At 62.1% G+C, this 25759-nt stretch carries 28 protein-coding genes; 14 read left to right on the forward strand and 14 right to left on the reverse strand.

Translation table 11 applies throughout. The annotated features are described in order from the left end of the window. Positions 1-231 precede the first annotated feature (231 nt). A complete protein-coding gene (locus tag IEV38_RS00715; protein ID WP_188394259.1) occupies positions 232-699 on the forward strand; it encodes a glycine zipper 2TM domain-containing protein in 468 nt (155 codons plus the stop codon). Positions 700-862: 163 nt separating this feature from the next. Here the strand turns inward: IEV38_RS00715 and IEV38_RS00720 are convergent, their stop codons facing one another. Next, positions 863-1558: a fumarylacetoacetate hydrolase family protein gene (locus IEV38_RS00720; RefSeq protein WP_188394260.1), complete on the reverse strand. Its 696-nt coding sequence runs from the start codon at positions 1556-1558 to the stop codon at positions 863-865. A gap of 186 nt (positions 1559-1744) precedes the next feature. Here IEV38_RS00720 and IEV38_RS00725 point away from each other — a divergent pair, with 186 nt between their 5' ends. After that, positions 1745-2443: a GntR family transcriptional regulator gene (locus IEV38_RS00725; RefSeq protein WP_188394261.1), complete on the forward strand. Its 699-nt coding sequence runs from the start codon at positions 1745-1747 to the stop codon at positions 2441-2443. A gap of 60 nt (positions 2444-2503) precedes the next feature. Here IEV38_RS00725 and IEV38_RS00730 read toward each other — a convergent pair whose 3' ends face one another. From IEV38_RS00730 to IEV38_RS00770, 9 genes are all read right to left on the reverse strand, one after another. Next, positions 2504-4099 (reverse strand): gamma-glutamyltransferase family protein, encoded by a 1596-nt coding sequence (locus tag IEV38_RS00730; RefSeq protein WP_188394262.1) that lies wholly within the window; start codon positions 4097-4099, stop codon positions 2504-2506. A 75-nt stretch (positions 4100-4174) separates the two neighbouring features. After that, positions 4175-5494: an oxalate/formate MFS antiporter gene (gene oxlT, locus IEV38_RS00735; RefSeq protein ID WP_188394263.1), complete on the reverse strand. Its 1320-nt coding sequence runs from the start codon at positions 5492-5494 to the stop codon at positions 4175-4177. Between the two features lie 366 nt (positions 5495-5860). Beyond that, complete coding sequence (gene aqpZ, locus IEV38_RS00740) at positions 5861-6550, reverse strand: aquaporin Z (protein ID WP_188394264.1); 690 nt, start codon at positions 6548-6550, stop codon at positions 5861-5863. A 307-nt stretch (positions 6551-6857) separates the two neighbouring features. Then, positions 6858-7586: an ABC transporter ATP-binding protein gene (locus tag IEV38_RS00745; RefSeq protein ID WP_371869812.1), complete on the reverse strand. Its 729-nt coding sequence runs from the start codon at positions 7584-7586 to the stop codon at positions 6858-6860. Continuing rightward, positions 7586-8365, reverse strand: coding sequence for an ABC transporter ATP-binding protein (locus IEV38_RS00750; protein WP_188394767.1), 780 nt, complete (start codon positions 8363-8365; stop codon positions 7586-7588). The genes IEV38_RS00745 and IEV38_RS00750 overlap by 1 nt, the downstream gene beginning before the upstream one ends. A gap of 11 nt (positions 8366-8376) precedes the next feature. Then, positions 8377-9585 (reverse strand): ABC transporter permease subunit, encoded by a 1209-nt coding sequence (locus IEV38_RS00755; RefSeq protein ID WP_188394265.1) that lies wholly within the window; start codon positions 9583-9585, stop codon positions 8377-8379. Between the two features lie 19 nt (positions 9586-9604). Further along, on the reverse strand, positions 9605-10534 hold the full coding sequence (locus tag IEV38_RS00760; protein WP_188394266.1) for a branched-chain amino acid ABC transporter permease: 930 nt from the start codon (positions 10532-10534) through the stop codon (positions 9605-9607). A gap of 350 nt (positions 10535-10884) precedes the next feature. Then, positions 10885-11829, reverse strand: coding sequence for a 4-hydroxy-3-methylbut-2-enyl diphosphate reductase (ispH, locus tag IEV38_RS00765; RefSeq protein WP_188394267.1), 945 nt, complete (start codon positions 11827-11829; stop codon positions 10885-10887). 58 nt (positions 11830-11887) lie between these two features. Then, on the reverse strand, positions 11888-12343 hold the full coding sequence (locus tag IEV38_RS00770) for an FKBP-type peptidyl-prolyl cis-trans isomerase (RefSeq protein ID WP_188394268.1): 456 nt from the start codon (positions 12341-12343) through the stop codon (positions 11888-11890). 111 nt (positions 12344-12454) lie between these two features. Between IEV38_RS00770 and radC the strand changes: the two genes are divergently transcribed. From radC to rpmG, 3 genes are all read left to right on the forward strand, one after another. Beyond that, entirely contained in the window at positions 12455-13129 is a 675-nt protein-coding gene (gene radC, locus IEV38_RS00775; protein ID WP_188394269.1) for a RadC family protein, read from the forward strand. Positions 13130-13312: 183 nt separating this feature from the next. Next, positions 13313-13549 carry a 50S ribosomal protein L28 gene (rpmB, locus tag IEV38_RS00780; RefSeq protein WP_041296590.1) on the forward strand — a complete coding sequence of 79 codons (237 nt, stop codon included), beginning with the start codon at positions 13313-13315 and terminating at the stop codon, positions 13547-13549. Between the two features lie 24 nt (positions 13550-13573). Next, positions 13574-13741, forward strand: a complete 168-nt coding sequence (gene rpmG / locus IEV38_RS00785; RefSeq protein WP_011871858.1) for a 50S ribosomal protein L33 — start codon at positions 13574-13576, stop codon at positions 13739-13741. Between the two features lie 218 nt (positions 13742-13959). Here the strand turns inward: rpmG and orn are convergent, their stop codons facing one another. Beyond that, positions 13960-14541, reverse strand: coding sequence for an oligoribonuclease (gene orn / locus IEV38_RS00790; RefSeq protein WP_188394270.1), 582 nt, complete (start codon positions 14539-14541; stop codon positions 13960-13962). An 84-nt stretch (positions 14542-14625) separates the two neighbouring features. On the opposite strand from orn, the gene IEV38_RS00795 reads away from it, so the two are divergent. From IEV38_RS00795 to trpS, 7 genes are all read left to right on the forward strand, one after another. Next, positions 14626-15891 (forward strand): M48 family metallopeptidase, encoded by a 1266-nt coding sequence (locus tag IEV38_RS00795; RefSeq protein ID WP_188394271.1) that lies wholly within the window; start codon positions 14626-14628, stop codon positions 15889-15891. Beyond that, positions 15888-16235, forward strand: a complete 348-nt coding sequence (locus IEV38_RS00800) for a 4a-hydroxytetrahydrobiopterin dehydratase (RefSeq protein WP_188394272.1) — start codon at positions 15888-15890, stop codon at positions 16233-16235. The genes IEV38_RS00795 and IEV38_RS00800 overlap by 4 nt, the downstream gene beginning before the upstream one ends. A 3-nt stretch (positions 16236-16238) precedes the next feature. Beyond that, entirely contained in the window at positions 16239-17126 is an 888-nt protein-coding gene (gene rsgA, locus IEV38_RS00805; protein WP_188394273.1) for a ribosome small subunit-dependent GTPase A, read from the forward strand. A gap of 142 nt (positions 17127-17268) precedes the next feature. Beyond that, positions 17269-18183: an ornithine carbamoyltransferase gene (gene argF, locus IEV38_RS00810; protein ID WP_188394274.1), complete on the forward strand. Its 915-nt coding sequence runs from the start codon at positions 17269-17271 to the stop codon at positions 18181-18183. A gap of 59 nt (positions 18184-18242) precedes the next feature. Continuing rightward, positions 18243-19580, forward strand: a complete 1338-nt coding sequence (argG, locus tag IEV38_RS00815; RefSeq protein WP_188394275.1) for an argininosuccinate synthase — start codon at positions 18243-18245, stop codon at positions 19578-19580. A 20-nt stretch (positions 19581-19600) separates the two neighbouring features. Further along, a complete protein-coding gene (gene ppnP / locus IEV38_RS00820) occupies positions 19601-19915 on the forward strand; it encodes a pyrimidine/purine nucleoside phosphorylase (protein WP_188394276.1) in 315 nt (104 codons plus the stop codon). 273 nt (positions 19916-20188) lie between these two features. Then, positions 20189-21223: a tryptophan--tRNA ligase gene (gene trpS, locus IEV38_RS00825; protein WP_188394277.1), complete on the forward strand. Its 1035-nt coding sequence runs from the start codon at positions 20189-20191 to the stop codon at positions 21221-21223. Positions 21224-21304: 81 nt separating this feature from the next. On the opposite strand, the gene IEV38_RS00830 is transcribed toward trpS, so the two are convergent. Together IEV38_RS00830 and murB are read right to left on the reverse strand one after the other, a co-directional pair. Beyond that, entirely contained in the window at positions 21305-21928 is a 624-nt protein-coding gene (locus IEV38_RS00830) for a DUF1294 domain-containing protein (RefSeq protein WP_188394278.1), read from the reverse strand. 2 nt (positions 21929-21930) lie between these two features. After that, on the reverse strand, positions 21931-22962 hold the full coding sequence (gene murB, locus IEV38_RS00835; RefSeq protein ID WP_188394279.1) for a UDP-N-acetylmuramate dehydrogenase: 1032 nt from the start codon (positions 22960-22962) through the stop codon (positions 21931-21933). A 165-nt stretch (positions 22963-23127) separates the two neighbouring features. Here murB and IEV38_RS00840 point away from each other — a divergent pair, with 165 nt between their 5' ends. Both IEV38_RS00840 and IEV38_RS00845 read left to right on the forward strand, forming a co-directional pair. Next, a complete protein-coding gene (locus tag IEV38_RS00840) occupies positions 23128-23613 on the forward strand; it encodes a YajQ family cyclic di-GMP-binding protein (RefSeq protein WP_188394280.1) in 486 nt (161 codons plus the stop codon). Between the two features lie 83 nt (positions 23614-23696). Next, positions 23697-24332: a retropepsin-like aspartic protease family protein gene (locus tag IEV38_RS00845; protein WP_229728482.1), complete on the forward strand. Its 636-nt coding sequence runs from the start codon at positions 23697-23699 to the stop codon at positions 24330-24332. A 128-nt stretch (positions 24333-24460) separates the two neighbouring features. On the opposite strand, the gene IEV38_RS00850 is transcribed toward IEV38_RS00845, so the two are convergent. Continuing rightward, on the reverse strand, positions 24461-25657 hold the full coding sequence (locus IEV38_RS00850; RefSeq protein WP_188394769.1) for a DesA family fatty acid desaturase: 1197 nt from the start codon (positions 25655-25657) through the stop codon (positions 24461-24463). Positions 25658-25759: the final 102 nt, after the last annotated feature.

The raw sequence follows: 25759 nt of genomic DNA on the forward strand, positions 1-25759 counted from the left end.
AACGAAGTTGAATATGCGAAAAACATTCTTCACGAGCAGATCGGGAAGATGCGAATGCGCCCCCCTGTCGCGCGAAAATCCGACGGACAAGAGCGAAACGTCGCGATATGGACCAACTGCAACATGCACGCGGGCATTGAGAACCGGCGATATGCCTGGGTACGTTAGCGCACCGAGCATGCGCATTTTTGCTCCTACCCTTGAGGCAACCTCACTACGGAAGGAGTCATCATGAAGACAAACAGAAACATGGCTGCAGCCGTCATCGCATCGGTCGCCGTTCTGGCGGGTTGCGCCTCTTCTCCCAGCTACAACGATCCGGGCGCGGCCCGCTATCCGGCGTCGCAACAACCGGCGTATAACGCGGCTTATGGCGTGATCGATTCGATCCAGATCGTGCAGCAGGAAGTCGATAGCCGCGGTGTCGGCGGCGCCATCATCGGCGGCGTGGTCGGCGGCGTGCTGGGCAACCAGGTCGGCAAGGGCAGCGGCCGCGCCGTCGCCACGACTGCCGGTGCAGTCGGCGGTGCCGTGGTGGGCAACAACATCCAGAAAAGCCGTCAGGGTGTGCGCGAGGCCTATCAGATCAACATTCGCGGCGACAATGGCGGTTACTTCAGTGTCGTGCAGGAAAGCGTAGCCGACCTGCGCGTGGGCGACCGCGTGCGTGTCGAGAACAATCGCGTCTATCGCTACTGATCGCCACCGGCAGGCACGTTCCGGGTGCCGGCCCATTAAAAAAGACCCCTCGGTCAAGCCCTACAGTCTTGCCCGGCCCCCCGAGGGAACGCTTTTATCTTGGGACGGCCCGGCGATAAAAAAGCCCGCATCGCTGCGGGCTTTTTTTGCATCTCGTTTCTTCCTACACGATCGCGATGTTCAGGGTACCAAGGCCCTCGATGCTGCATTCCATGCGATCGCCCTTTTGCACCGCGGAGACACCGGCCGGCGTACCGGTCAGGATCAGGTCACCAGGCTGCAGCGTGAAATACTCCGACAGATATTCGATCATTTCCTCGATGTTCCAGATCATCTTGTCGACCGTGCTGTGCTGCCGCGTTTCATTGTTGACGCGCAGCGTAATGCTGCGTGCGCCGGCTGCCCCGACTTCCGCCGCCGGATGCACCGGACCGACCGGTGCAGACTGTTCGAATGCCTTGCCGGTATCCCACGGACGACGCAGGTTCTTGGCCTCGCCCTGCAGGTCGCGGCGCGTCATGTCGAGACCGATCGCATAACCCCACACGTGGTCGAGCGCATCGGCGGCCTTGATGTTGCGTCCGCCCTTGCCGATCGCCACCACCAGTTCAAGTTCGAACTGGTAATCCTCCGTCTTGTCCGGATACGGCAGCTGTGCTTCCTCTCCATACTGGACGGGGAACACGGCATCGCCCGGCTTCATGAAAAAGAACGGCGGCTCGCGGCCGGTGGCGCCCATTTCGATGGCGTGATCGACATAATTGCGGCCCACGCAATAGATGCGATGGACGGGAAACTGCGCCTCGCTGCCGGCCACGGGGAGCGTTGGCTGCGGCACGGCTGGAATGACGAAAGACATGAAAGCTCCTCAGATGATCGTGACGGCCATTATGCCATTGCGGTACGCGTCGCAACTTTGCCGCGCGTGATTGGCATTTGAACAGGGAGCAACCGTATAATCCTTGCATACCGGCATGCAAAATGCTTGTCCTCGTCCCAGCACCCGTTGCATCACGATGACAGGCATATAAAACAGGTTGAGACAATGATCACGGAAGAACAAATCAAGGCGCTGCAGTCGGAAATGGCAGGCAATGGCGAGAATCAGGCGCAGATGGCCTATCGCATCCTGGAAGAAATGATCGTGACCCTGAAGCTGCCGCCCGGCAGCAAGATTTCGGAGAAGGCGCTGAACCGCTCGCTCGGCTTCGGCCGCACGCCGCTGCGCGAAGCGCTGCAGCGGCTGGCGATCGAGGGCAACGTCAAGATTCTGCCGCGCTCGGGCGTGATCGTTTCCGAGATCGATCTTGCCGATCAGCTCAACATGATCGAAGTGCGCCGCGAACTGGAAAAGATCATCGCCGGCCGCGCCGCCCGGCTCGCGATGGAAGATCAGCGCAAGGTGTTCCTGCAACTGGCCGACGGCTTCGAACGTGCCGCGCGCGAGAACGACGGCAACATCTTCATCGAAACCGATCGCGACTTCAACAGTCTGTGCATCGAAACCGCGCAGAACAAATACGTCTCATACGCCATCGGCCCGATCGAGGCGCAGACACGGCGTTTCTGGTACCTGCACTTCAAGCGCTTCGGCGACCTGACGCGCGTGTCGCAACTGCATGCGGCCATTGCGCGCGCGATTGCCGCCAACGACGAACCCGGCGCGCGCGAGGCGTCGGACAGTCTGATCGATTACGTCGAGGAATACACGCGCAAGACCTTGCAGTTCATGGGCGGTCTGTAGAATTGCGCAGCAGGCAGACGGCCATGCGGTCGCCTGCCCTGCCGCTGCACTATTGCCGGATCAGTATCCGGCCACCACGCCGTTGCTGCGCGGATCGGCACCGCCTTCGAACAGGCCGTCGGCAGAACGCACGATGGCGCCCGCGTGTCCGACCATTTCGTCGTAGGCTCCGATCACATCGACCTCATGGCCAAGCGCCTGCAGACCGGCCACGATCTCCGGCGAGAAGCGACTTTCGAGCTTGAGCGAATCCGAGCTCTGCCCCCAGGTGCGTCCCAGCAGCCAGCGCGGCGCGGTGACGGCCTGCTGCACCGGTTGCCCGAACACCGCATAACGTGTGAACACGGCCGCCTGCGTTTGCGGCTGACCGTCGCCCCCCATCGTGCCATAGACCATGGTGCGGCCATCCTTGAAGCGCGCCAGCGCCGGATTGAGCGTGTGGAACGGTTTCTTGCCCGGCAGCAGTGCATTGATGTGCGAGGCATCGAGCGAGAACGAGCAACCGCGGTTCTGCCAGTTGATGCCGGTGCGCGGCAGCACCACGCCGCTGCCGAACTCGTGATAGATGCTCTGGATGAAGGACACCGCGCGTCCTTCGTCGTCGATCACGCCCATCCAGATCGTGTCGCCCGGCCCCTTGCCCTGCCCCCATGGCAGCGCCTTGTCGAGACGAATGGCTTCCACATACGGCTTGAGGAAGGCATCCGTCAGGCATTCCTGCGGATCGATGGTCATGTGATCGGGATCGGTCACATAACGATCGCGCACGGCGAAGGCCTGCTTGGTCGCCTCCACCACCAGATGTACGTATTCGAGGCTGTCTTCCTCGTACTTGCCGATCTCCAGCCGGTCGAGAATGCCGAGGATGATCAGCGAGATCAGTCCCTGCGTCGGCGGCGCCATGTTGTAGAGGTCGCCGAGGCTGTGTTGCAGATGCACGGGCTGCACTGTGCGTGCGCGGTAATCGTTCAGATCCTGCAGCGTGATCAGGCTGCCGACATCCGCCAGATCGCGTGCGATCTCCTGTGCCAGTTCGCCGCGATAGAAGCTGTCGAGCCCCTGTTCGACCAGTGCGCGCAGAGTCTGCCCCATGCGTTTCTGGATGAAGCGGCTGCCAGCCTGCGGCGGCTTGCCGTCGACCAGGAAGGTATCGGCAAAACCGGGCTGTCCGACCAGTTCCGGCAGCTTGACCGAGGTGCTCGCGAACTGCGACGGCGTGACCGGAATACCGGCTTCGGCATAGTGAATCGCGTCACCGAGCAGACGCGACAAGGGTAGCGAACCGCCCCACGTCGCACTGATGTCCAGCGCCTGCTGCCAGCCGCCGACGGTCCCGGCCAGCGTGTTGGCTGCCAGCGGGCCGCGCATCGGAATCGCGTCGAGCTTGCGCTGTGCATAGAAATCGATGGACGCTGCCGCAGCCGCCACACCACACGCCTCGATCGCCTGCACCGGCTTGCCGGGCTCCGACACCACCCAGAAGCCGTCGCCGCCGATGCCGTTCATGTGCGGATAGACCACCGCGATGGTCGAAGCCGCTGCCAGCATGGCCTCGATCGCATTGCCGCCTTCACGCAGCACGGACAGTGCCGCCTGGGCAGCGAGGGAATGCGGCGCCACAGCCATGCCGCGCGTGGAGTAAATCGTATTGAGCATAAAACTTCTTTCCGGTTGTTGATCGAATGGGAAGGGCAGGCCTGCACTTCCCGTCATTTCAGGAGCGCGCGCCTCTTACGCTTGCGCCGCGGGCATTGCCGCCGTGCCCGACGCCAGAGCCTTGGTGTCCGACAGGAAGCGACGGCGCATCGGCTTGAGGATGATGATGGCGAGGAACGCGGTCAGGAAATCCATGCAGATGACGGTGACGAACACCGGTGTCCAGGAACCGGTCGCATCATGCATCATGGCTGCCAGCGGGCCACCGAGCACCGAACCGACACCCTGTGCCATGTACAGGAAACCGTAGTTGGTGGTGGCATGGCCGGTGCCGAAGGTATCGGTCAGGATCGACGGGAACAGCGAGAAGATCTCGCCCCAGCCGAAGAACACCACGCCCGACAGCAGCACGAACAGCACCGGGTTGTCCGAGGTCATCAGCCACAGCGTCATCGCCACGCCTTCCATGCCGAAGGCGATGAACATCGTGTTCTCGCGGCCGATGCGGTCGGACACCCAGCCGAAGAACGGACGTGTCAGGCCATTGGCGAAACGGTCGATGGTCAGCGCCAGCGGCAGCGCCGCCATGCCGAACACCATTGCGTCGTGCACGCCGAAGTCCTTGGCGAAGGCACCCATCTGCGAGATCACCATCAGGCCCGAGGTCGACATCATCGTCATCATGATGAACATCAGCCAGAACACCGGTTTCTTCAGCATCTGCTGCGGACGATAGCTGTAGGCCGACTCCGTGTTGGCACCCGACGATTTGTATTTTTCGACCAGTGTCGCCACCTCGTTCGACTTCGGACGGCGCATGCCCTGTGCAGCGAGGAAGCCGACCACGCCAAGAATCAGGCCGAAGGTCATCAACGTGCTCGGCACGCCCGAAGACTTGATGCTGGCCGAGATGGCAAACGTCGTCAGGATCGCGCCAAAGCCATAGCCCGCCGCCACCATGCCGACCGCGAAGCCGCGCTTGTCCGGAAACCACTGCACCATCAGGCCGACCACGCCGACATAGATGATGCCGGTGCCGACGCCGCCTAGCAGGCCGTAGGTCAGATACAGTCCCCACACGCCGGACACCTGCGCCGCAAGAATCCAGCTCAGCGCAGTCAGGATCGCACCGAGCGACAGCAGCAGGCGCGGCCCGAACTTATCGACGAGGAAACCCTGGAAGGGAGAAAGAAAGGTCTGCGCCACGATCAGGATCGCAAAAGTGACCTGCACTTCCGGCAAGGTAGCACTGAGAGAAGCGGTCAGTTCGGTGGTAAACAGGGCCCATACATATTGCGGGCTGGAGATGGCCATCATGGCGATCACCCCGAACAGGAGTTGCCACCATCTGGTCTTGCCGGACAGGCCGGGCGTTGCAGTATTGATCGTATTCATAGTTGTCTCCGGAATAATTATGGAATCCGCCTCCTCAAAACCGCATGCCTATCACTGACATGTCAGTTTTGAGCAAGTTAGACCTCATAACCGGGATTGTCAAGGTGCTTGCATCCTGCTGCTTGCGTTACTGCACGACAGCCAAGATCGGGATGAAAACCATATCTGACATGTCACACATCAACAACAGATCAGCAAATGGCGTGCCTGCTACTTTTTGCAGCGAGCTCCCACTCAGCGCTGCCAATGCACCATTAACGGGCAATCACGCACCACGATTGCACCCTCTTCCGGCGCATCTTCGTCCACGCATAAAAAATCCTCTCCGAAGAGAGGATTCTTGCTGGCTGATGGATACCGCGCAGACTAATTGCGCTGCTCGCCCAGCAGACGATAAATACCTGCCCCCAGCACCGCACCGACGATCGGCGCAAGCCAGAACAGCCACAGTTGCGCGACCGCCCAGTCGCCGACGAAGAGCGCCACGCCCGTGCTGCGCGCCGGATTGACCGAGGTGTTGGTAACGGGAATGGAAATCAGATGAATCAGCGTCAGCGCCAGACCGATGGCAATCGGCGCAAACCCGGCCGGCGCCCGCTTGTCGGTGGCACCAAGGATGATCAGCAGGAAGAAGGCCGTCATCACGATTTCGCACACCCATGCCGCCAGCAGCGAATAACCGCCGGGTGAATGTTCGCCGTAACCATTGGAGGCAAAACCGGCGCTGACATCGAAGCCGGGTGCACCGCTGGCAATCACATACAGCACGCCGCCGGCCGCGATACCGCCCAGCACTTGCGCCACGATATAAGACAGCAGATGCGCCGCCGGGAATCTGCCGCCGGCCCACAGGCCGATGGACACCGCCGGGTTCAGATGGCAGCCCGAAATGTGGCCGATGGCGAAGGCCATCGTCAGCACCGTCAAGCCAAAGGCGGCCGACACGCCGAGCAGGCCGATGCCCACTTCCGGAAAGGCTGCCGCCAGCACCGCGCTGCCGCAGCCACCGAGCACCAGCCAGAAGGTTCCAAAGAATTCCGCGCCTACTTGTTTCATTGTTCCATGCTCCCTGAAGATGAAAAATCGGAAAGCGCGGTCCTCCCCGCGCCATGGCGGCCGATTGAATCATATTCAGAAGAATGAAATTGCAATCAATTGAAAACACTTAGGCAGAAATAGCCGGCATGTAGGTGAATTCATTGTTAAACACATGAAAGATAGTTTGGCGCAATTTGGCGTGATGGCGGCGCGTTTCCGATAGCCCCGTCCTGCAGAGCGCAAGAAGAGCATGCCGCATCGTCAACGCGATGCTCGGGAATGAAACGCCAGAAAATGGAAGCTACGCAGCGGCGGTTTCGCCGCTCTACCCTTCGCCGAGATAAGCCTGCCGCACGCGCGGATCGTCGAGCATCGTATGCGCCTCGCCGCTCATGGTGACCAGGCCGGATTCCATCACGTAGCCGCGGTGCGCGGCCTGCAGCGCGAGGCGCGCATTCTGTTCGACCAGCAGGATGGTGATGCCCTGTGCCGAAACGCTGCGGATCACCTCGAAGATCTTCTCGACCATGATGGGCGCCAGGCCCATCGACGGCTCGTCGAGCAACAACAGCCTGGGATGGCTCATCAGCGCGCGCGCCATCGCCAGCATCTGCTGTTCGCCGCCCGACAGGGTGCCGGCCATCTGCGCCGACCTCTCCTTCAGGCGCGGAAAGACGCCGAACCACTTCTCGATGTCGTCCGCGATGCCGGCCTTGTCGTTACGCGTATAGGCGCCCATCAGCAGGTTCTCGTGGATGGACATGCGCGTGAAGACGCCGCGTCCTTCCGGCACCATCGCCAGGCCGCGCTGCACGAGTTCGAACGAATGCAGACCCTTGAGCGGCTTGCCGTCGTATTCGATATGCCCGTCAACGCGGCAGTTCGGCAGCGTGCCGGTAATCGCCTTGAGCGTGGTGGTCTTGCCGGCGCCGTTGGCGCCGATCAGGGTGATCAGTTCGCCTTCCCTGACTTCGAGCGTGATGCCCTTGACGGCCTGGATGCCGCCGTAGGCCACGCGCAGGTCATCGACCTTGAGTACGGTGCGGTTCGTCATCAGTGGCCGCTCCCCAGATAGGCTTCGATCACGGCCGGGTTGCTCTGCACCTCGGCCGGAATGCCTTCGGCGATCGGCTTGCCGTAATCGAGCACGGTGATGCGGTCGCACAAGCCCATCATGAGCTTGACGTCGTGCTCGATCAGCAGAATGGTCTTGCCGTCTTCCTTGATGCGCACCAGCAGTTCGCGCAGCGCGAGTTTCTCGGTCGCGTTCATGCCGGCTGCCGGTTCGTCGAGCGCGAGCAGCAGCGGATCGGTCGCCAGCGCGCGCGCAATCTCCAATCGCCGCTGATCGCCGTACGAGAGGTTGCGCGCGGTACGCGCGGCGAACGATGCAATGCCGACGAACTCGAGCAATTCCATTGCACGCTGGCGGATCGCCGCCTCTTCCTCGCGCGCCGCCTTGTGATGGAACACCGCGCCGAACAGTCCCTGATGCGTGCGCACATGACGCCCGACCATCACGTTCTCGAGCGCGGTCATGTCGCCGAACAGGCGGATGTTCTGGAAGGTGCGCGCGATGCCGGCCTTGGCAACCTCGTGCGGCGCCGACGGCGAATACGGCTTGCCGTCCAGGTGGAAGCTGCCGCTGTCCGGCTGGTACAAGCCGGTGATGACATTGAAGAAGGTGGTCTTGCCGGCGCCGTTCGGGCCGATCAGGCCGTAGATCTGTCCGCGCCGGATGCGTACGTTGACGTCCGACAGCGCCTGCAGTCCGCCGAAGCGTTTGCTGACGCCGGCGATCTCGAGCAGGATGTCGTCGCTGGCTGTTTGCATCATGCCCATGTCTATACCGCCACCACGTCGGTGGATTTCTTGCCGGCCTCGCCGTCGGCGGTCGGCCGGTCTTCGCTGCGCGGCGCCGGCCACAGGCCGGACGGACGCGTCAGCATGATCAATACCATCGCCAGGCCGTAGAGCAGTTGCCGCAACACCTCGGCATCAACGATCACGTGGCCGAACAGCGTGCGCTGCAGCGGCTCCACGCCGTGCCGCAGCACTTCTGGCAGCGCCGCCAGCAGCAGGCCGCCGAGCACCACGCCCGGAATGTGGCCCATGCCGCCCAGCACCACCATCGCCAGCACCGCGATCGATTCCGTCAGCGAGAACGATTCGGGCGAGACGAAGCCCTGGAAGGACGCGAACATCGATCCCGCCACGCCGCCGAAGGACGCGCCCATCGCGAACGCCAGCAGCTTGACGTTGCGCGTGTTGATGCCCATCGCCTTGGCCGCGATCTCGTCCTCGCGAATCGCGACGAAGGCACGCCCAAGGCGCGAGTTCTGCAACCGCACCGAGATGAAAATGATGGCAATGCACAGCAGCAGGAACAGGAAGTAATGCGCGTTGACCGACGGCATCGCATAGCTGCCGATCATCACGTGGCCGCCCGATTCGCCCGCCAGCGAGACGCCGAACACGCGGATCGGATCGATCATGTTGATGCCCTGCGGACCGTTGGTGATGTTGACCGGGCCGTTGAGGTTGTTCATGAAGATGCGGATGATCTCGCCGAAGCCGAGCGTGACGATCGCCAGATAATCGCCGCGCAGCTTCAACGTCGGCGCGCCGAGCAGCGCACCGAAGATGCCGGCCACCAGCGCCGCGATCGGCACGATGATCCAAAGCGACAGGTGGATGCCGTCCTGCGCGATCTCCGGCCCGAACAATGCGATCAATGATTCGCCAATCACCGGATACTGGTTGACGAAGGATTCGAGCACCACCGCGAACTGCGGCGAAGCCAGCAACGCCGTCAGGTAGGCGCCGATCGCATAGAAGGCGATGTAGCCGAGATCGAGCAGCCCGGCAAAGCCGACCACCACGTTCAGGCCGAGCGCCAGCATGATGTAGAGCAGCGCCAGGTCGAGGATGCGCACCCACGAATTGCCGAAGTGCTGGGCCACGAACGGGAACACGAGCGCGACGACCAGCAGCGCGATCAGGCTGCCGTAGGCCTTGCGCGGATTGGCGGCGGTGTCGAAGTAGTTGGCCATGCGCGTTCCTCCTGTGCCCCTATGCCCGATCCGGCACGCGTTCGCCCATGATGCCGGACGGCCGCAGCGTCAGCACGATGATCAGCACCACGAAGGCGAAGATGTCCTGGTAGTGGCTGCCGAGGAAGCCGCCGGTCAGGTCGCCGATGTAGCCGGCGCCCAGGCTTTCGATGATGCCGAGCAGGATGCCGCCGAGCATGGCGCCATAGATGTTGCCGATGCCGCCCAGCACCGCGGCCGAGAACGCCTTCAGGCCCGGCACGAAGCCCATCGCGAACTGCGCCGACGAATAGTTGGCGGCCCACATGACGCCGGCGATCGCGGCCAGCGTGGCACCGATGGCAAACGTCATGACGATCACGCGGTTCGAATCGACCCCCATCAGCCCCGCCACGCGCGGATTCTCGGCAGTGGCGCGCATCGCGCGGCCGAGCTTGGTCTTCTCGATCAGCAGCGCCAGCAGTCCCATCGCCGCGGCCGCCAGCACCAGCAGCATGATCTGCGTCGGCGAGATCAGCGCACCCGCCACCTCGACCGGCTCGGACGGCATCACCTGCGGAAACGGAATCGGGCTGCGGCCCCAGATCATCATCGCGATGGTCTGCAGCAGGATGGACACACCGATGGCCGTGATCAGCGGTGCCAGGCGCGGCGCATTGCGCAGGCGGCGATAGGCGACGCGCTCGATGAAGACGTTGACGATCACGCAGACCGGGATCGCGCCGAGGATGGCGATCACGAGCTTGACGATGCCCGGCAAGCCTGGCGCCACCGATTCCACCATGTTGAGAATCGTCAGGCCGGCCATGGCGCCGATCATCAGCACGTCGCCATGCGCGAAGTTGATCAGGTTCAGCACGCCATAGACCATGGTGTAGCCGAGCGCGACCAGCGCATACATGCTGCCGAGCACGAGGCCGTTGATGAGCTGCTGGACGAAGATATCCATGGTTCGTTTTCCTCAGGGATCGTTCCCGATGCGGAACCGGACCTGCGTTCTCGCAATATCCGTTCCACCCAACAAAAACGGCACCCTGACGTTGATCAAGGTGCCGCTGGCAATGAAACCGCTACACGCCGAAACCCGTGACGGCAACGGTGGTCGCGTCGATCCCGATTGCGATTCGGATTGTCCTCATGCCGGGTCTCTTCATTCTTGTCGTCTGGCGGTGATGGCGGTTGAAAGTGGCCCGGATTATACCCAGGCATCCCATGGGCGTCGCTAACTTGTCCGCATATGCTTATGCGCAGCGGATCGTGGAGTTCGACGATGCGCCCGCCTGAACGTTCCCGTCAGGTTCACGCTTCCTTCGCGCGCGTGCCCAGTCCCTTGGGCAGCGGGAACACCACGTTCTCTTCCACGCCTTCGAGCGGACGCACGCTCTTGGCGCCGCATTCCTTGAGGCGGTCGATCACCGCCTGCACCAGCACCTCGGGCGCCGAGGCACCGGCGGTCACGCCGATGCGCTGCTTACCTTCCAGCCATGCCGGATCGATCAGCGAGGCGTTGTCGACCATGTAGGCCGGCACCCCCTTCTTGCGTGCGACCTCGCGCAGGCGATTGGAGTTGGAGCTGTTGGGGCTGCCGACCACGATGACCACATCCACCTGCGGCGCCATGAACTTGACCGCTTCCTGGCGGTTGGTGGTGGCGTAGCAGATGTCGGCCTTCTTCGGCTCGGAGATGTTGGGGAATTTCGCCTTCAGCGCGGCGATCACGTCGGCCGTGTCGTCGATCGACAGCGTGGTCTGCGTCACGTAGGACACCAGGTCGGGGTTGGCGACCTGCAGGCGCTCGACGTCCTCGACCGTCTCGACCAGGTGCATGCCATCCTCGGTCTGCCCCATCGTGCCCTCGACCTCGGGATGTCCCTCATGGCCGATCATGATGATCTCGCGGCCATCGCGCCGCATCTTTTCGACCTCGATATGTACCTTGGTCACCAGCGGACAGGTGGCATCGAAGATGCGCAGGCCGCGCATCTTCGCTTCTTCCTGCACCGCCTTGGACACGCCGTGCGCGGAGAACACGACGGTGTTGCCGGCCGGCACGTCGGCCAGTTCCTCAATGAAGATCGCGCCCTTGTTGCGCAGGTCCGAGACCACGTAGGCGTTGTGCACGATCTCGTGACGCACGTAGATCGGCGCGCCGAACTCGACCAGCGCGCGCTCCACGATCTCGATCGCGCGGTCAACGCCGGCGCAGAAGCCGCGCGGCTGGGCCAGCAGAATTTCACTATCCATCAGTTTCCGTCCTTGTACGGCGCGCGTCGGCGCAGCCGGGTATTCCATGATCATGACCTTACAGTATGCCGATGATCTTCACTTCGAACTGCAGCGACTGTCCGGCCAGCGGATGATTGAAATCGAACAATGCACTGTCTTCGTCGATCTCGCGCAGCACGCCGGCAAACTGCCCGCCGCCGGGCGCGGCAAATTCGACCAGATCGCCAATCGCGTAATTCTCGCCCTGATTCGAATTCCGATCCAGCGTGTCGCGCGACAGGCGCCGCAGCAGCTCCGGATTGCGCGCGCCGAACGCCTGCTCCGGTGCCAACGCAAACGTGCGGTGCGTGCCTTCGTCCAGTCCCAGCAGGCATGCCTCCAGGAACGGCGCCAGCTGGCCGGTTCCCAGTTGCAGCGTGGCAGGGTTGTCGTCAAAGGTGCTGACGATGTCCTCGCCCTGCTCCGACGCCAACCGGTAATGCAGCGTCAGATGGGCGGATTCGGTGACAACGGGGTGTGGTAAATTCGACATTCGCTTTCCGGATGGCACGACAGGCCGTATTTTAAGCTACCTTGCCACCCCGGGCCTGCTGTGCATCGCGAAAGACAACGGCAATAAAAAGAATCAGCCGAAGGGAGGAAGATGGCAATCACCGACTGGCCCGAAGCGCAACGGCCACGCGAACGCCTGATCAGGCACGGCGCGGCCGCATTGTCGGACGCGGAACTGCTGGCTGTATTCCTGCGCGTGGGCGTGGCCGGCAAGAGCGCGGTCGATCTCGGACGCGACATGATGTCGCATTTCGGCTCGCTTCATGGCATGTTCTCCGCCTCGCTCGAGGAATTTTCCCGGATCAACGGCCTGGGATCGGCCAAATACGCGCAGTTGCAGGCGGTGCTGGAGCTCGCACGCCGTGCCCTTTCGGAAGAAATGCAACAAGGCATCACCCTGAGTTCGCCGCAGACGGTCAGACAGTATCTGCAACTGCTGCTCGGCGGCCACGCGCATGAATCGTTCGCCGTCTTGTTTCTCGACGTGAAGAATCGGCTGATCGCCTGCGAGGAACTGTTTCGCGGCACGCTGACCTCGGCCAGCGTCTATCCGCGCGAAGTCGTGAAAGCCGCGCTCACGCGCAACGCGGCCAGCGTCATCCTCGCGCACAACCATCCCTCCGGCACCCCCGAACCCAGCGCCGCCGATCACGCCCTGACGCAGGCGCTGAAGCAGGCGCTGGGCCTGATTGATGTACGCGTCCTCGATCATTTCGTGGTCGCCGGCTCGCGCGTGCATTCGTTTGCCGAACACGGTCATTTATAAGAGGAATGTCAGTGCCGCATGAGGCGGGGGATCGGCATATCCACCTTGTTACAGGACATCGGCCAAATTGTTAAATAAATTAAATACAACAAGACACAATTATTTTTCGCAAGTCATTGAATAATCGTATTTTTTTGGATATACTCTCGTTTTTCCAATTCTGGAATCTTTGAGGAGCGCAACATGGCACGTGTATGCCAAGTCACCGGGAAGGGGCCGATGGTCGGCAACAACGTTTCCCATGCAAACAACAAGACGAAACGTCGTTTCCTGCCCAACCTGCAGAACCGTCGCATCTTCGTTGAATCCGAAAATCGCTGGGTTTCCCTGCGTCTGTCCAACGCCGGCCTGCGCGTGATCGACAAGATCGGCATCGATGCCGTTCTGGCTGACATGCGCGCTCGCGGCGAAAAAGTCTAACTAGCAGAATAAAGAGGAACCATCATGGCGAAATCTGGCCGCGACAAAATCAAGCTGGAGTCGACCGCAGGTACGGGTCACTTCTACACCACCACCAAGAACAAGCGTACGACGCCGGAAAAAATGTCGATCATCAAGTTCGACCCTAAAGTCCGCAAGCACGTCGAGTACAAGGAAACCAAGATCAAGTAATCGATCTGATTCTGCTAAAAAGCCGCTCAATCGAGCGGCTTTTTTATCGCCGGGCCGTCCCAAGATAAAAAGCGTCCCCTTGGGGGAGCAGGCAAGACCGCAGGACTTGACCGAAGGGTCTTGTTTATTTGCAGCGGAAAGAAAATTCCTCCCTCCAAAAGAAAATGCCGTCCCGACAGGACGGCATGGGAAGACCGGCGCTGGCGCGCAGCCAAGCCTTATTCCTTGATGAAGTGCTCGCGGTAATAGCGCAGTTCCTCGATCGATTCGAGGATGTCGGCCAGCGCCGTGTGCTTCTGGTGCTTCTTGAAGCCGGCCGCCAGTTCGGGCTTCCAGCGCTTGCAGAGTTCCTTGAGCGTGGAGACATCGAGATTGCGGTAATGAAAGAAGGCTTCGAGCCTGGGCATGCCGCGCGCCATGAAGCGGCGATCCTGGCAGATGGTGTTGCCGCACATCGGCGATTTGCCGGCCGGCACGTACTTTTTCAGGAACGCGATCAGCGCCTCCTCGGCATCGGCCTCGGTCACGGTTGACGCCTTGACGCGCTCGATCAGGCCCGAACGGCCATGCGTGCCCTTGTTCCACGCATCCATCGCATCCAGCACTTCGTCGGGCTGATGGATCGCGAACACCGGGCCTTCGCCGATGATGTTGAGTTCGGAATCGGTGACGACCACGGCCACCTCGATGATGCGTTCCTTGTCGGGATCGAGGCCGGTCATTTCCATGTCCACCCACACCAGATTGAATTCGTTGGGGCGCAGCGGAGTGATGGATGCCGATTCGTTCGCTTGTGACATAATTGATTTCCGTAAGTCAGTATTTCGACCCATATCAGGGTCTGATCAGGTCGTTCCAAGCCGCCATTTTCTCACAGGAAAAGCATGTCATCACTTGCGTTTACCGTTTTGTTCGTCGGCTTCCTCGTTCTCAGCATCGTGATCCGCTTCTGGCTCGCCTCGCGTCACGTGCGTCACATCCTTGCGCATCGCAACGCCGTACCTGCCCAGTTCGCCGGCCGCATTCCACTCGAGGCACACCGGCGCGCGGCCGATTACACGATCGCCAAGACCAAGTTCGCGCTGTTCGTGATCCTGCTCAACAGCGCGGTGCTGATCGGTTTCACGCTGATGGGCGGTCTGCAATGGCTGGCCTCGACCTCGCTCGACATCTTCGGCCCCGGTATACGCTATCAACTGGCGCTGGTGCTGGCCTTCGCGCTGATCTCGGGCCTGATCGAACTGCCGTTCGATTACTTCCGCCAGTTCCGGCTCGAAGCCGCCTTCGGCTTCAACCGTATGACGCCGGCGCTGTTCTTCGTCGATCTGGTCAAGAGCACCGTCATCTCGCTCGCGCTCGGCCTGGGCCTGGTGTGGATCACGCTGCTGCTGATGGAACAGGCCGGCAACCTCTGGTGGCTCTATGCATGGTTCGTGTGGTGCGGCTTCCAGCTGCTGATGCTGGTGCTGGTGCCGCTGTTCATCGCGCCGCTGTTCAACAAGTTCGAACCGCTGCAGGACGAAAGCCTGAAGACGCGCATCGAGAACCTGATGAAGCGCACCGGCTTTTCCGCCAGCGGCCTGTTCGTGATGGATGGCTCGCGCCGCAGCGCGCATGGCAACGCCTATTTCTCCGGCTTCGGCGCGGCCAAGCGCATCGTCTTCTTCGACACCCTGCTCGAACGCCTCGCACCGCAGGAGATCGAAGCCGTGCTGGCGCACGAACTCGGCCACTTCAAGCTTAAGCACATCGTCAAGCGCATCGCCGTCATGTTCGCCGCCTCACTGGCCTTCCTGGCGCTGCTCGGCTACCTGAAGACGCAGACCTGGTTCTATACCGGCCTTGGCGTGGAGCCGATGATGGGCGCCAGCAACGACGCCATGGCGCTGCTGCTGTTCGTACTGGTTCTGCCGGTGTTCTCCTTCCTGCTGTCGCCGCTGACCTCGCTCGGCTCGCGCAAGCATGAATTCGAGGCCGATGCCTTCGCCGCGAAGTACACCAATTCACAGGACCTTGTGTCGGCGCTGGTCAAACTCTACGAGGACAATGCCTCGACGCTGACACCCGATCCGCTGCATTCGGCCTTCTACGATTCGCACCCGCCGGCCAGCGTGCGCATCAACCGCCTGCTGTCGGGCGGAGCCGCATGACCACTGCGGACGAACTGCGCGCGCGGCACTGCACGCCGCAGACGCAGGCGCTGCCGGAAGCACGCGTCGCCGCGCTGCTGGCGCTGCTCGACGGCTGGCAGCGCGAGGGCAAGGCCATCGTCCGCACCTTTTCCTTTCCCTACTACGCCGCCACGCTGGGCTTCGTCAATCGCATCGCACCCATGATCCACGAGCAGGACCACCATCCCGAACTGACCGTCACCTACAACCGCTGCACGGTGCGTTACTGGACGCACTCGGTTGACGGTGGTCAGGGCGGCCTGTCGGAAAACGATTTCATCTGCGCCGCCCGCATCGATGCGCTGTACCGCGAAGCACTCTGAACCATGAGCATGCAGGGAACCGTCATCGCGGCGCACGGCCGCCATTACCTGGTGCAGGTCGGCGCCGAAAAATTGCAGTGTGTCACGCGTGGCAAGAAGAGCGATGTCGCGGTCGGCGACCTGGTTGACCTGAAGCGCACCTCCGCCAATCAGGGAGTCATCGAGTCCATCGCGGAGCGGCGCACCCTGCTCTACCGCTCCGACCAGTACCGCTCCAAACTGCTGGCGGCCAACGTCGATCAGCTCTTCATCGTGGTGGCGACCGAACCCGGCTTTTCCGACGACCTGGTGTCGCGCGCGCTGGTGGCGGGCGAGGCCGCCGGCGTCGAGGTGCACCTGATCCTGAACAAGATCGACGTCGTCGCTTCGCTGGAAAAGACGCGCTCGCGCGTGGCCCTGTATGCAAACCTGGGCTACCCGGTACATGAAGTATCGGCGCAGGAACAACCGGAACAGACGCGCGCCGCCTTGCTGCCGCTGCTGCAGGGAAAATCAACGATCCTGATCGGCCAGTCCGGCATGGGCAAGTCGTCCATCATCAACCTGATCGTGCCGCACGCCGATATCGCGGTGCGCGAGATCTCGGCCGCGCTCGATACCGGCAAGCACACCACGACCTTCACGCGCCTGTACGCGATCGACGACCACACGTCGATCATCGATTCGCCGGGCTTCCAGGAATTCGGCCTTTACCATCTGACCGAAGGCATGCTGGAACGCGCCTTTCCGGAATTCCGCCCGCGCCTGGGCGGCTGCAAGTTCTACAACTGCCACCACGTCAGCGAACCCGATTGCGCGATCCGCCAGGGCGTGCAGGCCGGCGACATCCATCCGCAGCGCCATGCGCTGTACCTGCAGCTGTTGCACGAATCGTCACAGAAACTCTATTGACGCCGGGCTCCGCAAACCGGCCCGGCGGTGCGAAAAGTCCGCCTGCTGTCCGGTTTCGGGTGGCTTTCGATGCAAAATCCCTTATAATTTAAGCAGTTATCACAACCGGCGGCAGGCGCCAACCTAGCCGCCGTTTTTAATTATGGCAATCAAACACTTTCTGCAATTCTCCGACCTGACACTGGAGGAATTCGATTACCTGATCGAACGCACCCGTCTCATCAAGCGGAAATTCAAGAACTACGAACCCCATCACACGCTGGCCGACCGCACCCTGGTCATGGTCTTCGAAAAGAATTCCACGCGTACCCGCCTCTCGTTCGAGGCCGGCATGCACCAGATGGGCGGCGCCGCCATTTACCTGAACACGCGCGACAGCCAGCTCGGCCGCGGCGAACCGGTGGAAGACGCGGCGCAGGTCATGTCACGCATGTGCGACGTCATCATGATCCGCACCTTCGGCCAGGACATCATCGACCGCTTTGCCGCCAATTCACGGGTGCCGGTCATCAACGGCCTGACCAACGAACACCATCCGTGCCAGGTGCTGGCAGACGTCTTCACCTACATCGAGCATCGCGGCTCGATCAAGGGCAAGACCGTGGCCTGGGTCGGCGACGCCAACAACATGCTGTATTCGTGGCTGCAGGCGGCCGAGGTGCTCGACTTCCACGTCAAGGTCTCGACGCCGCGCGGCTACGACATCGATCCGTCGCTGGTCGCACCCGGCAACACGCACTACACCGTGCATGCAACGCCGACCGACGCCTGCACCGATGCCGACCTGGTCACCACCGACGTCTGGACCAGCATGGGCTTCGAGGAAGAAAATGCCGCGCGCCTGCAAGCCTTCGACGGCTGGATCGTCGATGCCGCCAAGATGCAGCGCGCCAAGCCGGATGCCGTCTTCATGCACTGCCTGCCGGCGCATCGCGGCGAGGAAGTTTCGGCCGAAGTCATCGACGGTCCGCAATCGGTCGTCTGGGACGAAGCCGAAAACCGCCTGCACGTGCAAAAGGCCCTGCTCGAATACCTGGTGCTCGGCAAGCTCGACTGAGCGCCGGCCCGACCCGATTCAATACACCCAAAATCACTCAGCTCACCCAGCCAGAAACCATGTCCACCATTCTTCAATCCGTTCCCGTCAACCAAAAAGTAGGCATCGCCTTTTCCGGCGGCCTGGACACCAGCGCCGCGCTGCACTGGATGCGCCAGAAAGGCGCGATCCCGTACGCCTACACGGCCAACCTCGGCCAGCCCGACGAATCGGATTACGATGCAATTCCGAAGAAAGCCAAGCAGTACGGTGCCGAGGACGCGCGCCTGATCGACTGCCGCGAACAGCTGGCGGCCGAAGGCATTGCCGCCCTGCAGAGCGGCGCCTTCCACGTGACCACCGCCGGCCAGACCTATTTCAACACCACGCCGCTGGGCCGCGCCGTGACCGGCACCATGCTGGTCGCCGCGATGAAGGAAGACAACGTCGATATCTGGGGCGACGGCTCGACCTACAAGGGCAACGACATCGAGCGCTTCTATCGCTACGGTCTCCTGATCAACCCGGCGCTGCGCATCTACAAGCCGTGGCTGGACGACGCCTTCATCAACGAACTCGGCGGCCGCAAGGAAATGTCCGAGTTCCTGATCAAGTCCGGCTTCGACTACAAGATGTCGGTCGAGAAAGCCTATTCGACCGACTCCAACATGCTGGGCGCGACGCACGAAGCCAAGGATCTGGAATTCCTGAACACCGGCATCAAGATCGTGCAGCCGATCATGGGCGTGGCCTTCTGGCGCGATGATGTCGAAATCAAGCGCGAGGAAGTCACCATCCGTTTTGAAGAAGGCCGTCCGGTCGCCCTCAACGGCGTGACCTTCGCCAGCCCGGTCGAACTGATCCTCGAAGCCAACCGCATCGGCGGCCGCCACGGCCTCGGCATGAGCGACCAGATCGAGAACCGCATCATCGAAGCCAAGAGCCGCGGCATTTACGAGGCGCCGGGCCTGGCGCTGCTGTTCATCGCCTACGAGCGCCTGATCACCGGCATCCACAACGAGGACACCATCGAGCAGTACCGCGAAAGCGGCCGCAAGCTGGGCCGCCTGCTGTACCAGGGCCGCTGGTTCGACCCGCAGGCCATCATGCTGCGCGAAGCCGCACAACGCTGGGTGGCGCGTGCCGTCACCGGCGAAGTCACGCTCGAGCTGCGCCGCGGCAACGACTACTCGATCCTCAATACCGAGTCGCCCAACCTGACCTACGCGCCGGAACGCCTGTCGATGGAAAAGGTCGAGGACGCGCCGTTCTCGCCGGCCGACCGCATCGGCCAGCTGACCATGCGCAACCTCGACATCGCCGACACGCGCCACAAGCTCGGCATCTACAGCGACGTCGGCCTGCTGACCGGCAATACTTCGGTCGCCCTGCCGCGCCTGGGCAAGGACAACAAATAACCAACCATTCCGGGATACCCATGAGCACCCAATTCGACAACGTTTCGGCCATCAAGAAAGCCAACATCTACTTCGACGGCAAGTGCGTCTCGCACAGCATCGTGTTCGCCGACGGCAGCAAGAAGACGCTCGGCGTGATCTTTCCATCCACGCTGAAGTTCAACACCGGCGCCGCCGAGATCATGGAACTCAACGCCGGCAAGTGCCGCATCCGCCTCGACGGCGAAAGCGACTGGAAAACCTACGAAGGCGGCCAGCAGTTCAACGTGCCGGCCAACTCGAGCTTCGACATCGAAACCATCGAGACGCTGGACTACGTCTGCCACTTCGTTTGATCGGTTTCCGTCCGGTTCCTCACAAAGCCCGGCCCCGTGCCGGGCTTTTTGCATGGACGCGCGTCTGCGCGCGGGCGGCGGATGCTATACTGCGCGCCATGCAAAGCGGAATCCCCTTCACTGCCGATCGTCATTGGTGGCGCGCCTGAAGCGCGCGGCCCGTTTTTGACACCAGTTTCACACCAGTTCCAAAACGTGATGCCGCCACTCCTGGCGGCATTGTTTTTGGATAGCGGACAGGACGGGCGGCGTTCCGAACCACACGGAGTAACCATGTCCCTGAATGCTTCATCGTCGAACCCAACGTCTCCTCCCATCGTCCTGACCGGCGACCGCCCGACCGGCCCGCTGCATCTGGGCCACTACATCGGCTCACTGAAGGCGCGCGTCGAACTGCAGAACACCGCGCGGCAGTTCATCCTGCTGGCCGACACCCAGGCCATGACCGACAACGTCGGCCGCCACCAGCGCGTGACCGAGAACGTGATGGAAGTCGCGCTCGACTATCTGGCCGTCGGCATCGACCCCGAGAAATCCACCATCTTCATCCAGTCGCAGATCCGCGAACTGTACGAACTGTCGATGGTGCTACTGAACCTGGTCACGGTATCGCGCCTCGAGCGCAACCCCACCATCAAGGAAGAAATCCGCCTGCGCGGCTTCGAGCGCGACATCCCGGCCGGCTTCCTGACCTATCCGGTCAGCCAGGCCGCCGACATCACCGCCTTCAAGGCGACGCTGGTGCCGGTCGGTCACGACCAATTGCCGATGATCGAGCAGACCAACGAACTGGTGCGCCGCTTCAACAACGTGGTCGGCCAGGACATCCTGGTCGAATGCAAGGAAATGCTGTCGGCCACCAGCCGCCTGCCCGGCATCGACGGCAAGGCCAAGATGAGCAAATCGCTCGGCAACTCGATCCAGCTCGGCGCCACGCCGGCCGAGATCAAGAAGGCCGTCAATGCCATGTACACCGACCCCAACCACCTGCGTGTCGAGGACCCGGGCCAGGTCGAGGGCAACGTGGTGTTCACCTTCCTCGATGCCTTCGATCCGAACAAGGAAGAAGTCGAGGAACTCAAGGCGCATTACCGCCGTGGCGGCCTTGGCGACAGCGTGGTCAAGCGCCGTCTCGAAGCGCAGTTGCAGGCCATGATCGAACCGATCCGCACGCGCCGCGAAGAGTTCGCAAAGGACAAGGGCGAAGTGCTGGCCATGCTCAAGCGCGGCACCGAACGCGCGCGCGCGGTTGCCGCGCAAACCCTGTCCGAGGTCAATGCGGCAATGGGACTCAACTACTTCGATTGAGTGCTGGCGGATCGAACGCAGGAGAAAAACGGCGGGTGATATTCACCCGCCGTTTTTCATTGGCCAACCGCTCGAATGCGTTCAACCTGCCGCGAACAGCGCGGCACGCACCGATGCGCCGTAGGAAGAGAACAGCCAGATCACGGCCGTCAGGTGCAGCAGCACGGTCACGCGATAGGCGATCTGGAACGACTGCTTGCCAGTCTTGTGGCGCAGGCGTTTTTGCGCCAGCAGACCGCCCGGCCAGCCGCCGAGCAGATCGATGAAATGCAGGCGCGCTTCCGGCGTGCGCCATCCATCGTTGCGCGCGGCGCGCTTGTCGAGCGCATAGGCGACGTAGCTCAGCGCATTCATCGCCGCCATGTATCCCAGCACGGTCCACGGCAGGCTGCCCATGACGACCGCCACCGTCAGCAAGGTGATGTAGAGCGAGGCGAGCCAGGCCCACAGCGAGCCGCTGCGTCCGGCCGCCAGCGACATGCGCGCCGCGCCGCCTACGCTGGCCGCATACTGGACATCGAGCGCGCATTCGCGGCCGTTCTGCATGCCGAGACGATAGGTGACGGCATCGCCCTCGACCGGACGACGACCACGCCTGGCAAAGTTGCGGACGTGCACGAACACCCGCCGGCCGTCGCCGTTCTGCGTGACGAAGCCGTAGCCCTGCTCGTCGCGCCACTCGGTGATCGTTCCCTGGAAGCGCATGGTCAGAGGAAAACGGGTTCGGGTTCCAGCGTGACGCCGAAACGATCGTGCACGTCGGATTGGATTGCCTGCGCCAGCGCCATGATGTCGGCACCGCTGGCACCGCCGCGATTGACCAGCACCAGCGCCTGATTCGCATGCACGCCGGCGGTACCGATCTGCCTGCCCTTCCAGCCGCAGCGGTCGATCAGCCAACCGGCCGCCAGCTTGTAGCTGCCGTCGGGTTGCGGATAGTTGACGAGGTCCGGATGACTTTCCAGCAGGGCCCGGCGTTCGTGCGAGGACACCACCGGGTTCTTGAAGAAGCTGCCGGCATTGCCGATCTGGCGCGGGTCCGGCAGCTTGCGCGAACGGATCGCGATGACGGCATCCGCCACCTGCTGCGGCGTGGCCGTCGCGGCCGGCGCATCGAGCAGCCTCTGCAGCTCGTCGGCCAGTTCGCGGTAGGCGACACTGGCATGCCATTGCTGCGGATGCGGAAGGCGGAAGGTGACCGACAGCACCAGCCAGCGGCCCGGATTGCGCTTGAACACGCTTTCGCGATAGGCAAACTGGCAGGCCTGCGCATCCAGCTGCTCCACCGTCCCCGCCTGCCAGTCCAGCACTTCCACCGATTCGATGCGTTCGCTGACCTCGAGACCGTAGGCGCCGATGTTCTGGATCGGCGCCGCACCCACGGTGCCCGGAATCAGGGCCAGGTTCTCCAGCCCCGGCACGCCCTGTTCCAGCAGCGACATGACGCTGGCGTGCCAGTTCTCGCCCGATGCCACCGTCACACGGATCGCGTCGGCCGCGCTGCGGTCGATCTCCATGCCGCGCAGATCGACCTTGACCGTCAGTCCCGGCAGGTCGCGCGTCAGCAGGATGTTGCTGCCGCCGCCTAGAAAGAAGGCACCGCCGTGCACGCGGCACTGTTCGATCAGGTCTGGAAGCTGGTCACGGGAATGCAGGACGGCGAAGCGCTCGGCCTGGACGGCGATGCCGAAGGTGTTGAGCGACGCCAGTGGCCTGGCGGCTTCGAGGGAAAGTTTCATAGCCCGTCATTATATGCCCGCGCCGCTCCCCCGGTCTGCCGCCGCGATACGATCCGCGCCATGGCAAGACTAGCCTCCATCCCCGCAATTCCTGCGGTTTTCCGGCCCATCGTCGCCGATGACAGGCTAAAATGCGCGCTGAACAAGACATCCGGGAGAACAAGCATGCCTTCATTTGATACCGTATCCGAAGCCAACATGGTCGAAGTCAAGAATGCCGTTGACCAGGCCGGCAAGGAAATCTCCACACGTTTCGACTTCAAGGGCAGCGACGCCCGCGTCGAACAGAAAGAACGCGAACTGACCGCCTATGCCGATTCCGAATTCCAGCTCGGCCAGGTGCGCGACGTGCTGACCGCCAAGCTGGTCAAGCGCAACGTCGATGTGCGTTTTCTCGACCAGGGCAAGATCGAGAAGATCGGCGGCGACAAGGTCAAGCAGGTCATCAAGATCAAGAACGGCATCGAAAGCGAAGCCGCCAAGAAGATCGTACGCATCATCAAGGACAGCAAAATGAAGGTACAGGCCAGCATCCAGGGCGATGCGGTGCGCGTGACCGGCGCCAAGCGCGATGACCTCCAGGCCACGATGGCGATGCTGCGCAAGGAAGTGTCGGACCTGCCGCTGGAATTCAACAACTTCCGCGACTGATCCACGCCCATCCATTCTTCCACGGCCGCCTGCTGCAACCTGCACACGCGGCCGTTTTCCTGAGTCGATCCTTGCCGGAGCCCATGATGAGACTGCCGCTTTCGACCGCAATCCTGCTTCTGTGCACTTCGTTGGCCCACGCCTCGGAGATCAGTGTAGTTGGCCTGTTTCCCGGCAAGGCCGTGCTCGTCATCGACGGCAAGGCGCCGCGCACCTATTCGGTCGGCAACACCGTCGCACCGGAAATCCGCCTGCTCGAGGTCGATCAGGGCAGCGCGACCTTCGATGCAGGCGGCAGACGCCAGCGCATCGACCTCGGCCATCACGTCAATCGCATCGCGCCGTCGGGCAATGCCAGCGTCACGCTGAAGGCCGACCATCGCGGTCATTTCATGGTGCAGGGGCAGATCAACGGCGGCATGACCCGCATGCTGGTCGACACCGGCGCCTCCGCGATCGCGCTGCCTGCGGGCGACGCGCGCCGGCTCGGCATCGACTACCGGCGCGGCCAGCCGATCCAGATCAATACCGCCAACGGCGTGACGACCGGCTGGATGGTCATGCTCAACAGCGTGCGCATCGGCGACATCACCGTCAACCAGATCGAGGGCGTAGTGCAGGAAAACGGCCTGCCCTTCGCCCTGCTCGGCATGTCCTTCCTCAAGCGCATGGAAATGCGCCGCGATGGCGACGAGATGACGCTGACCAAGCGTTACTGATCCGTTCGGCGGCAATCCCCACCAGAAGCACCGTCACGCACAGAAATCGGCAATCCGGCGCCGCATGAAAAAACGGCAGGTACGTTTCCGTACCTGCCGTTTTTGATCGGAGACGCGCTCCGTCAGTCTTATGCGTAGCTGCGCAGGCGCAGCGAGAAATCGCGCAGGGCGGCAATGCCCGACGATTCGGCGCGTGCGCACCAGTCCTGCAGTTGCTGCAGCAGCTGGTCGCGGCTCGCGTGCGAACGCTCCCACAGGCTGCCCAGTTCGACGCGCATCTCGTGCATGGTCTTGAGCTGCGTGCTGTGCTGGAACAGCGTGGTCAGCTGTTCCTTGTGCGGTTCCTGCAACTGGCTCGGCTCGCGGTGCAGCAGTTTGCGCGTGGAGCGCAGGAAGCGCGATTCGAGCTTGGCCTTTTCCTTCAGGTGTTCCAGCTCTTCGGCCCAGATGCGGCGCAGCGACTTGGCGTAGGTTGCCGTCACGTCATAGCGGTTGGCGATGACGGATTGCAGCGTATCGAAATCCAGGTGCAGCTTGCTGTTGTCGAACTTGGGCTTGGGCGCGACCTTCTTGATCTTGGCCAGACCGACCATGGACATCATGCGGATGTACATCCAGCCGATGTCGAATTCGTACCACTTCGACGACAGCTTGGCCGAGGTACCGTAGGTGTGGTGGTTGTTGTGCAGTTCCTCGCCGCCGATGATGATGCCGATCGGGAAGATGTTGGTCGCCGCGTCGTTGCACTCGTAGTTGCGGTAGCCCCAGTAGTGGCCGATACCGTTGACGATGCCGGCCGCGGTCAGCGGAATCCAGATCATCTGCACCGCCCACACGGTCAGGCCGATCACGCCGAACAGCGCGACGTCGATGATCAGCATCAGCGATACGCCCAGCGCGCTGTGCCTGGTATAGACGTTGCGCTCGATCCAGTCGTCGGGCGTGCCGTAGCCGTACTTCTGCATGGTTTCCTTGTTCTTGGATTCCATACGGTACAGTTCGGCGCCTTCGAAGAAGACCTTCTTGATGCCCTTGACCACCGGGCTGTGCGGATCGTCCTCGGTTTCGCACTTGGCGTGGTGCTTGCGGTGGATGGCAACCCATTCCTTGGTCACCATGCCGGTGGTCATCCACAACCAGAAGCGGAAGAAGTGGGCAGCGATCGGATGCAGATCGAGACCGCGGTGCGTGGCGCTGCGGTGCAGATAGATCGTCACGCCGGCGATCGTGATGTGCGTCATGATCGCGGTGAAAATGAAGATTTCCCAACCGCTTGCGCGCGTCAGGCCGTTCGAGAGGAAGTCGAGTACTGCGTCCAGGGTCATCATGTCTCCGTGCGACCGCCCGGGATGGGCGTGGTCCTTAAATGGTGCCGATATCGCGTAATACGAGAGGCACTAGTCCAAAAAATACAGTGGGATTGTATC

This window comes from Oxalicibacterium flavum (assembly GCF_014635065.1).
Lineage (GTDB): Bacteria > Pseudomonadota > Gammaproteobacteria > Burkholderiales > Burkholderiaceae_D > Oxalicibacterium > Oxalicibacterium flavum.